Origin of the sequence: Salinicoccus halitifaciens (assembly GCF_021026095.1) — a bacterium.
Classification (GTDB): Bacteria; Bacillota; Bacilli; order Staphylococcales; family Salinicoccaceae; genus Lacicoccus; species Lacicoccus halitifaciens.
In genome coordinates, this window is the sequence record NZ_JAJNCU010000001.1 from 639,047 (window position 1) to 653,493 (window position 14,447).

Annotated in this window: 10 protein-coding genes; 2 read left to right on the forward strand and 8 right to left on the reverse strand. The window is 49.1% G+C overall.

What is annotated here, in order from left to right:
* Positions 1–6: 6 nt before the first annotated feature.
* The 5 genes from LPW40_RS03255 to LPW40_RS03275 all read right to left on the reverse strand — a co-directional run bounded on the left by LPW40_RS03255 (position 7) and on the right by LPW40_RS03275 (position 6,555).
* Entirely contained in the window at positions 7–1,278 is a 1,272-nt protein-coding gene (locus LPW40_RS03255) for an aminoacyltransferase (RefSeq protein ID WP_230820789.1), read from the reverse strand.
* Between the two features lie 7 nt (positions 1,279–1,285).
* Positions 1,286–2,545, reverse strand: a complete 1,260-nt coding sequence (locus tag LPW40_RS03260; protein WP_230820790.1) for an aminoacyltransferase — start codon at positions 2,543–2,545, stop codon at positions 1,286–1,288.
* Positions 2,546–2,793: 248 nt separating this feature from the next.
* Positions 2,794–3,813 carry a TIGR04086 family membrane protein gene (locus LPW40_RS03265; RefSeq protein WP_230820791.1) on the reverse strand — a complete coding sequence of 340 codons (1,020 nt, stop codon included), beginning with the start codon at positions 3,811–3,813 and terminating at the stop codon, positions 2,794–2,796.
* 355 nt (positions 3,814–4,168) lie between these two features.
* Positions 4,169–5,431: a Y-family DNA polymerase gene (locus tag LPW40_RS03270; protein ID WP_230820792.1), complete on the reverse strand. Its 1,263-nt coding sequence runs from the start codon at positions 5,429–5,431 to the stop codon at positions 4,169–4,171.
* Positions 5,432–5,529: 98 nt separating this feature from the next.
* On the reverse strand, positions 5,530–6,555 hold the full coding sequence (locus LPW40_RS03275; RefSeq protein ID WP_230820793.1) for an LCP family protein: 1,026 nt from the start codon (positions 6,553–6,555) through the stop codon (positions 5,530–5,532).
* A gap of 143 nt (positions 6,556–6,698) precedes the next feature.
* Here LPW40_RS03275 and LPW40_RS03280 point away from each other — a divergent pair, with 143 nt between their 5' ends.
* The gene (locus LPW40_RS03280; protein ID WP_230820794.1) at positions 6,699–7,661 is read left to right on the forward strand and encodes a DUF1002 domain-containing protein; all 963 of its coding nucleotides are present in this window, start codon (positions 6,699–6,701) and stop codon (positions 7,659–7,661) included.
* A 71-nt stretch (positions 7,662–7,732) separates the two neighbouring features.
* On the opposite strand, the gene LPW40_RS03285 is transcribed toward LPW40_RS03280, so the two are convergent.
* The 3 genes from LPW40_RS03285 to parE all read right to left on the reverse strand — a co-directional run bounded on the left by LPW40_RS03285 (position 7,733) and on the right by parE (position 13,642).
* Positions 7,733–9,187, reverse strand: a complete 1,455-nt coding sequence (locus LPW40_RS03285) for an alanine/glycine:cation symporter family protein (protein ID WP_230820795.1) — start codon at positions 9,185–9,187, stop codon at positions 7,733–7,735.
* A gap of 62 nt (positions 9,188–9,249) precedes the next feature.
* Entirely contained in the window at positions 9,250–11,664 is a 2,415-nt protein-coding gene (gene parC, locus LPW40_RS03290) for a DNA topoisomerase IV subunit A (RefSeq protein WP_230820796.1), read from the reverse strand.
* On the reverse strand, positions 11,657–13,642 hold the full coding sequence (gene parE / locus LPW40_RS03295) for a DNA topoisomerase IV subunit B (RefSeq protein WP_230820797.1): 1,986 nt from the start codon (positions 13,640–13,642) through the stop codon (positions 11,657–11,659). The genes parC and parE overlap by 8 nt, the downstream gene beginning before the upstream one ends.
* A gap of 202 nt (positions 13,643–13,844) precedes the next feature.
* Between parE and plsY the strand changes: the two genes are divergently transcribed.
* Positions 13,845–14,429: a glycerol-3-phosphate 1-O-acyltransferase PlsY gene (plsY, locus tag LPW40_RS03300; protein ID WP_230820798.1), complete on the forward strand. Its 585-nt coding sequence runs from the start codon at positions 13,845–13,847 to the stop codon at positions 14,427–14,429.
* The last annotated feature ends 18 nt before the right edge of the window (positions 14,430–14,447 follow it).

Genomic DNA, 14,447 nt, shown 5'->3' on the forward strand with positions numbered 1-14,447 from the left:
CTGTAATTACTTTGAAATGATCTGGCTCAGTTTCGCTTTCACTTTATAAACGTTGTAAGGCAGCGGTTTGATGACTTTCACGAAGTCCCCGACAAGCTCTTCTATCTCAGCATTGAATCCGCGTTTGAACCTGTAGACGCCGTAATCTTCGCCCTCTTCGCTGAAGTCCCCGCTGACGCCGTAGAAATTATAGCGGTCGATGCCGTTGTCGATGCAGTACTTCATCATTTCAAGGTGCATCATATAAGGGCCGACGAACTGCGGATATTTGCTTGTGCTTGCACCGGAGTTGTAGACCAGTTCATACGGTGTCTCGAAATAGATGCCTGCAGCAAGGTCCAGGGTGTTGCCTTCGACCTTCTGGATTTCACGCGCCTCTTCCAGGTCCTCTTCGATCTTGCTGATCTGCTTCTCCATTTCCCTGATCTTGTTGATCGTCTTATCATTCTTATTCTCTTTGGCATTCTGCTGCTCATGGCGCTTCTTAAGGTCAGCGTGCTCCTTCGACAGGTTTTCAATATACTCGTCAAGCTCGATATAAGCGAGCGGAATCAGCAGTTTGTCCTTGTAAGTCATCTTGAAGTGCGTGAAATATTTGAGCGGGTCGGGATGGGTGAAGAAGCCCTGCCTCTCCGAGGTCGCAAGATATAGTTTCATGAACTTATCCAGCTCGTCCACTTCAAGGAACCTGACTTTCACGCCGTATTTCTGCGCCTTTTTAATGTTCCTTTTGCGCTGTGAATCGAATGTCTTCACCAGTGCCTTCACATCATCATATCCACCCACATCAAGTACACTCATCCAGCGTGCCTGTGATGTCTTTGAATAACCCCGGGTGAATCCCTGATGCACATACCCTTCCTCTTCAAGGATTTTGATCAGTTCGTCCTGGGCCGGGTAATCCGTCTTTTCATTGACGTCCTTATCATACTTCTTGTAGATCCAGTTCGGATCGACTTTCACGTATGAACAGTTGTTTTTCCTGAGATACCGGGTCAGTTCCTGGAAATAAAACCGCACCAGCTCATGGTTGTGGTAATCCAGCACCGGACCCCGGTTGGAGTAATAGAAGTACTGCCCGAGCCCTGTTGATTTCAAAGTGAACAGGCAGGCTGCAATGACTTCACCCGCATCGTCCTTGACGCCGAGCAGCCTGACGGTCTGACCGTCTTCAAGCTCACGGTTGTCCTTGTTCTCGATCATTTGAAAAAAAGCGGATTCCTCCCCTTTTTCGATATAAGTCTGATATTCCGAGTCAGTTAATTCTGTAAAGATCATCTTCATCCTACCTTCCCAATTTTTCACGCACTTTATTTAATGACTGGTACAGCAAATACGCCGGCCGGTTGATCGGCTGTATGAAATCGCCGATATATTCATTCACTTTCGCATTGAAGCCTTTCTTGAACTGGATGACACCGTAATCTTCCGCCTCCGGCATGAAGTCACCACTGATGCCGTAGAAGTTGTAAATGTCTATATCATTTTCAAGCGCATAGTTGATCATCTTCCACTGGATGAGGTAGCTTCCGGCAAAATGCCTGAAGTCGTTATCGCTGCCGCCTGCAAGGTACACGACTTCATGCGGTGTCACAAAATAGTATGCACTCGCCACAGGCAGTTCCCTGCCGTGCTTCTTGAGAAGTTCCTGCCCTTCTTCAAGTTTATCCTCGATGTTGGAGAGCTGCTCGCTCAAATTCACGATTTTCTTTTTCTGTTTTTCATTGGAAGGATCCTTTTCGACTGCATTTTCTGCCTTCTCGATATTCTTCTTAAGCTTATCGATGTCCTTCTGCGTCGTTTCGTTATAGCTTTCAAGATCGACATAGACAAGCGGGATCATCACTTTATCCTTGAAGTATTTTTTGCGGCTGATGTAGTATTCATCATCCCTGTCGACGAATTCCTTCTTCTCGGAAGTGTCTTTCATGAATTTACGGAAGACATCGATATCGTCGAGATCGAGGAACTTGATGCCGAGACCGTGTTTTTCAGCCTTTTTGATATTCCTCTTCCTCAGGCTGTCCATCCCATCCAGCACGTCTTCCGCCGTCTTGCCGGAGAGGTCCAGCACCGAATGCCAGCGGATCTGGATGACAGGGTCGAAGCCTGTGGAAAACCCTTCATGTTCGAAACCGTGTGCCTTGAAATAATCAAAGATATACCGGTTGCCCATATCTTTAGTGATTTCCCCGTCATGATTGCGTTCGTTGATGACCTCATATGGGTCCACTCTAAGATGCAGCACATTTTTCGGCTTCAAAAACTGCTTCAGGCCGGAAAAGAAAGTGTCGAACACTTCCTTGTCACTGTAATCCATCACCGGCCCCCGGTTTGTATAGGCGTACTTCATCACTTTCATCACGGGCGTCAGTGTGATCAAACAAGCCGCACGGACTGCGTCTTCATGTTTGACCCCGACCAGATAGGTCTCCGTCCCGCCTTCTTTTTTCAGCCGGTAATTTTCCTCCGTCTGGGTGAAATGACTGAAATTATGATATGTGAAGTGATTGAACTCTTCAATTGTCAATTCTGTAAATTCCATTTTGGCACTCCTGTCCATATTTTTCACTTTTAGTATATTAGCAGAGTTTCGCATGAATTTCATCTTTATCTATTCTTTAGTACTGCCCCGTTCATTTGAACGCATTCAATCAGGGCACTCATCGACCATTATATCATTAAACGAGGAAGTGATAAGTATGTTATCCTGATTCGCCATGAAGTCTTCACTTAAAAAAGGCACCGGAATCACCCAGTGCCTTCAATGAATCTTTCTTATTCGATTATGGCTTATACTTCATGCTCGCGTGGTGAATTCTTCACCAGATTTGATCCCATCAGACCACCAAGTGAAGCAACGACCGCCATGAGGAGCAGACCGATGAACAGTCCAAACAACGCCCATGCGCTTATATCAGTCGCTTCATCCAGGTCCTGACGAAGGTCGTGAAGCTGGTTCTCGGCTTCATTCAAGGCATTCTGCGCTTCCTGTTCAGCCTGTTCGACACCCTGTACGATGTTTTGTGTCGCTTCCTCTGCCTCCTGTTCATTCAGATCTGTATTCCGTGCAACGGAGTTGGAAATGGCGTCTTCATCAACTGCACTTTCCACATCCTGTGCACGGGCAGCGAGCTGATTCTGCAGATCATTTAAAATCTGCTCCGAATTCTCAGGGTTCAGGAGAAGTTCACGGCCGGCCGCCATGATATCATTTCCTGCTCCATCCATATGACTTTCAAGATATTCCGGCTGCAGTTCTTCGACTCCAGTATCTGCCAGGATTTCCCTGACATCCTCCTGTGCGCCCTGCATATCGATGCCATCAATGGCTCCGGCGATCTGATCTCCGCCTTCGACTATAGCATCACTTGCAGCATCAGCGCCTGAAGCAACCGCCTCCCCGGCTGTGCTCACCGCACTGCCTGCAGCAGACAGAAGTGAGGCGATCATATATACCATAAGTATCGTAAGTATGACCAGTCCCCCGGCCCATGTCACAAAGCCATGCAGCAGTCCGACACGTCTCGCTGCGATACCTGCGACAAATCCTGCGCCGAAGAAGGAAATCAGCATTGTGATGATCATCCAGACGATGGCACCTGTACCCATGTTGTTAAGCGGGTTGCTCGACATCAGATCGATCGCACCCAGGCCGATTGCAGAGCCCAGTGTGGACAGTACGATGTACAGCGCCAGGAAAGTCAGGATTCCGGCAAATATGGCACCCCATGATAAATTGAATCCAGCCCTTTTTTCATTCCTGTCTCTTTCGTCCTCTGTATTCAAATATCTTACAAAACGTTCTCTCATTCCAAACATCCTTTCAATTTCATCGACTTGATATTAAAACTGCACTTCCGGGCCAAATCGGCCCTGCACAGCATAACTTCTTCAACGGATATGACAAACACATTACTCTTCATATACAAACAATCATCCGGTACGAGTCGTCATCACCTTCCCCTCTTGATTATCGTTGTATATCTTTTGCATATGAAGTCTCTACCCATATAAAAAATTAATAAAAGTCTTTTTTGATTGAAAGTAGAAAAATTCAACATTTTTTCTATATAAGTTAATATTTGGTTTTGAGTTTCATTTTGAATCGTTCTTTTTTGTAGTTTGTTTTATAAAATCTTGATTTATCCATATGGGGTGTTCTCTTCTATCTTTTATGCCCCGCAATCAGCCCTTCCCTGAGCTTCAGCGTGGAAGCATCCGTCCGGCTGAGGGCACGCATGACGGCGAGCTGCCCGTATTTCACTTTTAATTCATCCACCGTCTTCATCAGTGCTTCTTCCTTCAGCACCTTTTCCATATCCTCGAACAGGGAGACCTGCTTTGCACTGTCCGGTATGAAGTTTGTGAGCGAGACGCTGATCGTCCGGTACAAGGCGTAAGGATCTGCAATCTGCCTCAGATGCCCCCAGGTGGCCTTCATCATGTCACTTTCATTGTTCGTCCCCTCTTTGACCGTATACTGTTTGCGGAAGATCCTGCCGTCTTTTGTGCCGACCGAAAACTGCACCGTCCTGGCGAGCCGGTGTGCGAGACGCAGACGGTGCGCCACTTCATCGAACTGTTCGAATAAAACCACATATATCTCTTCGAATCTGTAATCCCTCATCAGAATCTGGCTCTTTGCGATGGAGGGCGAATGGACCGTGTGCTTCTCCCGTATCACACTGAAATCTATGCCGTTCGCATGGAGATGCCAGTCGACGCCGATGATTCCGAAGTCACGCCTCAAATGGGCCGGGTTGTAATGTGCAAGATCCCCGATGCTGAAGATTCCGCGCTCATTGAGCTTCACCTCGCTCCGCCGGTTGATTCCCCAGAAGGCCTTAAGCGGCGTAATCGGCCAAAGCTTCTCCGGTACATCATGGTATCTCCATTCGGCGATGCCGTCATCCGTCCTTTTCGCTTCGATATCCAGTGCGAGTTTACTGAGCAGCAGGTTTTCCCCGACGCCGATGGCACTGTCTATTTTTGTCGCTTCATGGATCTCCTTCCGGACCCTTTTGGCCACATCATACGGCGTTTTCCCGAACAGACGGTAGCTTTCCGTGATGTCCATGAAGAATTCATCGATGGAGTATTGATGGAAATCCTCAGGAGCCGTATACTGCAGTGCAATTTCCGTTATTTTCGACGAATAGTCGAGATAGGTCTTCATTGACGGATTGATGATGTAGATGTCGCTCCGGGCCGGTATTTCAAACAGCCTGGAGCCTGTCTTGATGCCGAGCTTCTTGAGTTCCGGTGTCGCAGCGAGCACCACCGATCCGATGCTTTTCGTATCGCCGACCACGGCGAGCTTCGTCGTTTTTGGATCCAGTCCCTTCAAAATGCATGAAACGCTTGCAAAAAAGCTCTTCAGATCGACGCACAAAATATGACGGTGCGGACAGATATAATAATCATACATACCATCACCCCTTATATACGAACTTGTGTTCGTATATAATATAGCATGCTTCCGCCCGTCAGGTCATCAAAAAAAGGCGTCAAAAGACGCCTTTTAAATCATTCATGTGAAATTTCATCATTTTCTTCCAGGTTCTCTTCAGGTGCATGCGCTTCAGGTTCATCCAGTTCATCATTCAAAAATTGATGCAGCACTTCGCGGTTCCGTTCGAAATCCATATCGATCACGTTACCTGCATGATACGTATCCATGAACTGGTATGACCCATCCACAGGGAGGGTCAGTGAATCGATGTCCTTATCCCCCCGGACCAGGAATGAAGCGGCCATGCGGTAGAGCTCGGCATTGCCCATGCTCGTGTTCACATAACCCATGCCCGTGCCCATGGCATGCGGCAGATTGAAGATCCCCCCGACGGTCAGCACCTCATCTTTTATGGCCGATATGACCTGCTGCTGGCGTCTGACACGACCGAAATCACCTTCGGCATCCTGGCGGAAGCGTGCATATTCAAGCAGATCCTCACCGTTCAGCTGCTGCTCTCCTGCAAACAGCTCGGTGGTGATCTTCTCCGACATGTCCTTTTCCACATCGATGGTGATCCCGTCTTCATTGATCGCATCCACCACCGATTCGAATGCCTGATAGTCGACCACGATATAGTCCTCGACCTGCACCCCGAAGTTTTCGGCAATCGTCTGCCTCAGCAGTTCGACGCCGCCCAAAGAAAAGACCGAGTTGATCTTGTAGTTCTGATAACCCGGTATATCCATATAGATATCCCGCATGATTGACACCAGCTTCAAGTCCTTCTGCATATAATCATACTGTCCGAGCATCACGACGTCGGTCCGTGTGGCACCGTCCTCTTCCCGGTCGGCACCGAGCAGCAGGAACAGTTTCCTGCCGTCATTGTTGTCCGTACTGTTGAAAATCATCTCTTCATGTTCCACACCGTCCTCCTTTGCGGTGTTCAGGCCGGACTGGTAGGAAGCAAATATATATATCACCGCACCGATCAGTAAAATGAGCAGTATGAGCGGTATGTATGCCCTCTTCTTCAATTTAAACTTTTTGCGTGTGACAGTGTCATTCCTGTTTACGCGTTTATATTCATTTTCCATATTCAAGCTCCTAAAAATTCTCTAACAGATATTCTACTCTTAAAAGAGAGATTAATAAAGCAAATATACAGCGCATGTTTAAAATTGTCTTACAGACACCGATATAGTAATATGAATGAAAATCATAAGAAAAGAGGATCACTATGTATAAAAAGTTTACACTGCTCGCTGTTGCGGTGTTATTCATATCCCTTCTGCCCGCCACTTTGAAGGCGGCTTCGGAATGGGAAAATGCCGTGACAATCTACGGCGCGGCCCTGGAGAATGATGATGGTTTGAGGGAGGATACCAGCAGTCTGCTGGGCACAGAAGACGGTGATGAGACCGGATACGTGTACTCGGAAGACCTTCAGAATTACCTGGATGTCTATTATGATGACAGTGTGCTGAAATCAAGCATCCGCATCATCCAGAGGGACCCGGGCCACGGCCTCAATATCACACTCAATGAAGAGATGGGTGAGATCACCCAGATCACGGAAGAGACATATCAGAACGCACTGATCACTTCAGGCGTCACCGATGCCGATGTCACCATCGCCGCAGCGGAAGACGTGACGGGTGAGAGTGCTTTGTCGGGTATCTACAAGGCGTATGAAGTGCAGGGTGAGGAGATTCCGGAGGAACGCACCCGGAATGCACAGGAAGAGCTTGAAGCCATTACAGACATCGCAGAGGAAAACAGCGGTGTCGAAGGGTTTTCACAAGTCCAGCTCAACAAGATGATCACCGAAATCAAGATTGAGATCGTCAATAACTACGGCGGTGATGTGACAGAAGAGGACGTCAGGGGCATCGTTGATGAAAAGATGCAGGAAAACGGCCTTGACGGCATCCTGTCCCAGGAGCAGATCGACCGCATCGTCGGCATCCTGCTGGATATCCGCGACTCCGGCATATTTTCCGGTGAAGAAGCGGAGAGGCTGATGGAATCTTCAAGAGATCTGGTCGACCAGATCACTTCGAGCGACGCATTCGGTGAAGCCCGCGACAGGGCCGGAGAAATCGGACAGGAGATACAGGAATCTGGTGCATGGCAATCCTTCGTCGACGCCCTCCGCAACTTCTTCAGCCGTGTCGCCGACTTTGTAAGAAACCTGTTTTAAATGAAAATGACCGCATACATATGTATGCGGTCATTTTTTATCGGTTCCCGTCGCAGCAGCCAATTACCTTATTAAACTTTCCTGTTACCTTTGTCATAACGGTCGCTGTCCCATTCCCCGATTCCGTTTTTGTCGATATCGACATTATCGATGTAGAATACGGGCTGTCTGCCGGCCTTCAGCTGATCGGCATAATCTTTGGATACTTTGAAGACGGTCCCGCTCAGGCCGATGATCGCCACGATGTTGGTCACGGCCATCAGTGCCATGAACACATCCGCAGTGTTCCATGCGAGTGTGATATCCATGACTGCACCAATGTAGACCATCCCGATGACGAGGAGTTTGAACACGAGCAGCACCACCGGATGCTCCTTGATGAAATTAAGGTTGCTCTGGCCGTAGAAATAATTTCCGAGAATTGAACTGTAGGCGAAGAGCAGTATGACGACCGCTATGAAGATTGCGCCGAAGTCACCCATCTGTGCAGACATCGCCGCCTGTGTGACTTCGATGCCCTGGGTCGCATCCTCCCCAAAGCTCAAATCTGAATACATCAGTATGATCACGGCAGTGGCCGTACACACCACCATCGTATCGAAGTAGACGCCGAGCGACTGGATCAGGCCCTGTTTCACGGGGTGGCTGACTGCAGCTGATGCGGCTGCGTTCGGCACGGAACCCATGCCGGCCTCATTCGAGAACAGCCCCCTTTGGAAACCGTTCAGTATCGCGGCGCCGACCGCACCCGCAAATGCCTCCTGCAGGCCGAATGCACTTGCAAAGATCTGCCCGATCATCGGCAGTATCATGTCATAGTTGATGATCAGCAGCACGAACACGACCGCAAGATAAATCGCCGCCATGATCGGCACTATGTAGCCGGTGACATTCGCAATCCTCTTCGCCCCGCCGAATATGACGATGGCGGTGAATATGGCGAGGATGATGCCGATGATGTTTCGGTCGATGCCGAAGGCGCCGTTATATGCCGCAGCAATCGTATTCGCCTGCAGGCCGTTGAATGCAAATCCGAAAGTGACGGTGATCAGAATCGCGAAGAACACGGCAAGCCATTTTTGATTCAGCCCTTTTTCCATGTAGTATGCCGGGCCGCCGCGGAAACCGCCCTCCTTATCTTTCACTTTGTACAACTGGCCGAGCGTCGATTCGAAAAATGCAGTACCTGCACCGATGAACGCAATGACCCACATCCAGAAGACCGCACCGGGGCCCCCCAGCACGATGGCTGTGGCGACACCCGCGACATTCCCTGTACCGACGCGCGAAGCGGCACTGATGGTGAATGCCTTGAACGCCGAAATACCCTTCGTGCCGTCCGGCAGTGTTTCCGGTTTGTCCCGGAGGACGGTGAACATCTGCTTAAACCATCTGAGCTGGACGAATCTCGAGGATAAAGAAAAATAAAGACCCGCGACAATCAGAATCCCGATGAGGAAATCCCCCCATAGCAGCTCATTCATCACTCCGATGATGTTTTCAAACATGCTTGTAAAATCTTCCATTGAAAAAGCCCCCTTCATGTTAAAATATTATAACACCGGGGGCTGAAATTAGAACTATTTTTTTATTCACTTATAACATCAAAATGCACATCAGTGACTTCGCCGAATTCATCCTCATCCACAACAAAAGAGCCGTTCACATATTTGCCTGTCACGCGGATGCTTTTGCCTCTGACTGTCGAGCTTTCCGATTCCGACATGATCACTGCATTGATATCGTCGGCGAACAGCACAGCACCAACCAGCCTGTGGGGCTTCGATTTGATTTCCTTCAGAAGCATCGTGCCGACCTGGGCGCGTGCCCCTGCATCGAATATGGAGAGATCGGTGCGTTTGACCGCACCTCTGTTCGATACGGTCAGTAAATACTTCTCATCCCGGATGAGGCCGGCAAAGATGATTTCATCATCCGGTTTGACGTTCATCGCCCTGACCCCCTGGGTCCTGAGTCCGCTCGTATTGACGGAGTCGACCGGATATTTCAGCGTGAGTCCTTTTGCGGTGACGAACAGCATATCCTCAGTACCGGTTTCTGAAATCTCCAGGGAAACGACTTCGTCACCCGCCTTCAGATTCATATAGGCGAGCGGCCTTTTAATCCGCACCGCCTCGAATAAAGACAGCTCACTGCGCTTGATCTGCCCGCCTCTGGTCGTCGATACGACGGTGACGGGTGCCTTGAAGTCATCAATGGCCGTGGCGAAAATCGGCATCTCCTCGGAATCGATGTTGAATCTGCTGGACAGATGGACGCCGTGATCCTTCCACCGTATTTCGGGTATTTCATGGACCGGTATGATCAGGTAATTCCCGAGGTTCGTGAAGACGAGCATCTGCTGGAGCGTATGGGATTCCGCTGTGAAGATCAGGAAGTCATCCTCCTTCATGCCGATTTCTTCCAGTGCACTCGCATTGTAGCTCCTCGGGCTCGTGCGCTTGACATAGCCGTCTTTTGTGAGCGACAGGATGGTCTCTTCCTGTGGGATGAGCACATGTTTATCCAGCTCTATATTTTCGATCTCATCTTCAACGACCGTCAACCGGTCGGATTTGTATTTCTTCTTAGTATCACGGAGCTCTTTTTTGATGACACCGAGCAGCTTCTTATCATCGGAAAGGATCTCATTCAGCTGGTTGATCGTATACTCCAGTTCGCTGTGCTCGGTTTCGAGCTCGACGATATCCGTGTTGGTCAGGCGGTACAGCTGGAGCATGACGATGGCTTCCGCCTGTGCATCGGTGAAATGGTACGCCTCCATCAAGTTTTCTTTTGCGTTCTTCTTGTTTTTCGATTCCCTGATGACGCGGATCACATCGTCGAGGATAGATAATGCCTTCATCAGGCCCTCAATGATGTGCATGCGCTTCTGGGCACGGTCCAGATCGAATTCCGAGCGTTTGTACACCACTTCTTTCTGGTGGGCGATGTAGCTGGTCAGGATCTCCTTCAAGCCCAGCAGCTTCGGTGCCCGTTCACTGATTGCGACCATATTGAAGTTGTAGGTCACCTGCAGTTCCGTCCGTTTATAGAGGTAGTTGATGATGCCTTCCACATTCGCATCCTTACGCAGTTCCACCGCAATCCTGAGACCCTGCCTGTCGGTTTCGTCCCGGACTTCGAGGATGCCGTCGACTTTCTTTTCTGCACGGATCTCATCGATTTTTTTGACGAGGTTCGCCTTGTTGACTTCATACGGCAGCTCAGTGATCGCGATCAGCTTCCTGCCGCCGCGCAGATCCTCGGTTTCGACTTTGGAACGCACGACCACCCTGCCTTTTCCGGTCTCATAGGCTTTCTTCAGCTCATCTTTGCCCTGGATGATGCCACCGGTCGGAAAATCCGGCCCCTTGACGATTTCAAGCAGTTCATCGATTCCGACAGTCGGCTTATCGATCACTTTCAGTGTCGCATCGATGACCTCACTTAAGTTATGCGGCGGGATATCCGTCGCATAACCTGCAGAAATCCCGGTCGAGCCGTTCACGAGGATGTTCGGGAACCTTGCCGGCAGTACAGTCGGCTCGACATCCGTATCATCAAAGTTGTTCATGAATGTGACGGTGTTCTTGTTGATGTCCCGAAGCATCTCGTTTGAAAGTTCCGCAAGCTTCGCCTCGGTGTAACGCATTGCGGCCGGCGGGTCGCCGTCCACACTGCCTTTGTTGCCGTGGATCATGATCAGCTCTTCCCGCATCTTCCATTCCTGGCCCATGCGGACCATCGCATCGTATATGCTGGATTCCCCGTGGGGATGGTAGTTGCCGATCACGTTGCCGACTGCCTTTGCACTTTTACGGTAGTTTTTATCGAATGTATTCCCTTCCCGGAACATCGCGTAAAGTATGCGCCTCTGAACCGGCTTCAGTCCGTCTCTTACGTCAGGTATGGCACGGTCCTGGATGACGTACTTACTGTAGCGGCCGAAGCGGTCGCCGAGCACATCTTCAAGTTTCAAATTCTGAATCGTCTCAGCCATTACCTTCACCTTCCTCATCCATATGGTCGATTTCATCGTTTTCTAAAATGGAATTCTGCTCCTCGAGCGTAAAGCTCACGTTGGACTCGATCCATTTCCGTCTGAGTTCAACGTTGTCACCCATTAAGGTGGTCACGCGTTTCAATGACAGCGCCTCATCATCGATCGACACCTGGATCAATGTCCGCGTCTCCGGGTTCATCGTCGTTTCCCAGAGCTGCTCTGCCATCATTTCACCGAGACCCTTATACCTCTGGAGTTCGATGTTGGTGCCCATCTCTTCCTGGGCTGCCTCCAGTTCCTCCTCGGTCCATACATATTTGACGATATCCTTTTTCTTCGATTTCTTCTTCAGCTGGAATAAAGGCGGCAATGCGATATAAATCTTTCCTGCTTCAAAGAGCGGGCGCATATAATTGAAGAAGAACGTGAGCAGCAGCACCTGGATATGGGCACCATCGGTGTCCGCATCGGTCATGATGATGACCTTATCGTAGTTGGCATCTTCCACCTTGAACTCCGTGCCGACACCGGCACCGATCGTATGGATGATCGTATTGATCTCCTCGTTTTTGAAGATATCTTCAAACTTGGCCTTCTCGGTATTGATCACTTTGCCCCGGAGCGGCAGTATGGCCTGGAATTTCCGGTCCCTGCCCTGCTTGGCGGAACCGCCGGCCGAGTCCCCTTCGACGAGGAACAGTTCATTCTTCTTTGCGTTTTTACTCTGGGCCGGTGTCAGTTTACCGGATAAGAGGGTGTCCCTTCTTTTGTTCTTCTTGCCGCTGCGGGCTTCCTCCCGTGCCTTTCTCGCAGCTTCCCGGACATTCCTCGCTTTAATGGCCTTTTTCACGAGCTGGCTGCTGAGCGCGCCGTTTTCTTCCAGATAGAACGGCAGTTTCTCCACGAGCAGCGATTCGACTGCAGCGCGGGCTTCATTGGTGCCTAGCTTACTCTTCGTCTGCCCTTCGAACTGAAGCTGTTCTTCCGGTATTTTAATCGAGACCACCGCGGTCAGGCCTTCGCGTATATCATTGCCTTCAAGATTTTTATCCTTATCCTTCAATTCCTTGATCTTCCGTGCATATTCATTGAAAGCTTTTGTAAAGCCGGTTTTGAAGCCGACCTCATGGGTCCCGCCGTCTTTTGTACGGACGTTGTTGACGAAGGAGAGTATCGTCTCGGTATACTGGTCGTTGTACTGGAAGCTGACCTCCGCCTCGATGCCCTGGTACTCGCCTTTGAACTGGACGATGTTTCCGATCGAATCTTTACCTTCGTTCAGGAAGTCGATGAATGATTTCAGCCCGTCCTCGTACTGGAACTCTTCGACTTTCTCTTCCTCGCCCCGCGCATCCGTGATCGTCACTTTAAGACCGCTCAGGAGGAATGCGGATTCCCGCATCCTTTCAACGATCATTTCATAGTTAAATGAAGTGCCGAGCTTGAATACATCGGGATCCGGCTTGAAAGTCACGGACGTGCCGGTCTTTTTCGTCTTGCCGGTCACCGTCAGCTTCTGGTCGACGGCACCCCCGTCCTTGAAGGACATTGTATGCACTTTTCCATCCCTGAAGATTTCAAGTTCCATCCATTCACTCAGTGCATTCACGACGGAAGCGCCGACGCCGTGCAGACCGCCCGAAGTTTTGTAGCCGCCGCCGCCGAACTTGCCGCCCGCATGAAGCACCGTGAAGATGACTTCCGGTGTGGGCTTTTTGGATGAATGCATACCTGTCGGCATCCCGCGGCCGTTGTCGGTGACCGTGATGCTTGAGTCTTTATTCAGCGTGATGGTGATTTCATCACCGTGACCATTCAATATTTCATCAACCGCATTATCTGCAATTTCATAAACCAGATGATGCAGTCCTTTGACATCGGTCGAGCCTATATACATCCCTGGACGCTTGCGTACCGCATCCAGCCCTTCCAATATCTGAATCGAGTCATCACTGTATGTGTTCGTTTTAGACAAAGAGTCAACCTCCTACAAACATATGTTCGAATTTTTTATCTACCTTACTATTTTTATATAAAATCCTCATCTTTGCAAGTAAATTCTTTCCATACTCAATAGTTTACATAATAATATTATAGTAAACTAATATTATTATCAATTTATAAATCGTAATTTGTATGGTAAACTATTAGTACCTGATAATAAAGGGGGCCGTAAAATGACGGATATAATAATTTTGCTCATCATCAGTTATCTGATCGGAGCCATTCCATTCAGCCTTCTGATAGGTAAGATTTTTTATAAAGTGGATATAAGGGAGCATGGAAGCGGAAATATCGGGACGACCAACACTTTCAGGATACTGGGGAAGAAAGCGGGCATCATGGTGCTCGTGCTGGATATTTTGAAAGGCGCAATACCGGTCTACATCGCGATGTTGATGGCTGTGGATATGCACGTCTTCATTCCGGGCCTGGTCAGTGCCATCGGTCATGTCTATCCGGTCTTTTTAAAGTTCAGGGGTGGAAAAGCTGTAGCGACGGGCGCAGGCGCAGTACTTGCTTATAATCCGATTGTCTTCATAATTTTATTATCTGCATTTTTAATCACATTAAAATTAAGCAAGTATGTTTCCTTGTCGAGTATCGTTGCAGCACTGACTTTCATAGGTATCTCACTGCTTCTGCAGGATCCTCTGATCATCGCTTTTGCGGTGATACTGGGACTTGTGATCATTATCAGGCATATATCCAACATCAAAAGAATCCTCAATGGGACTGAATCCAAAATCACTTTCATGTGATGCGCTTTTTAAAAAAGG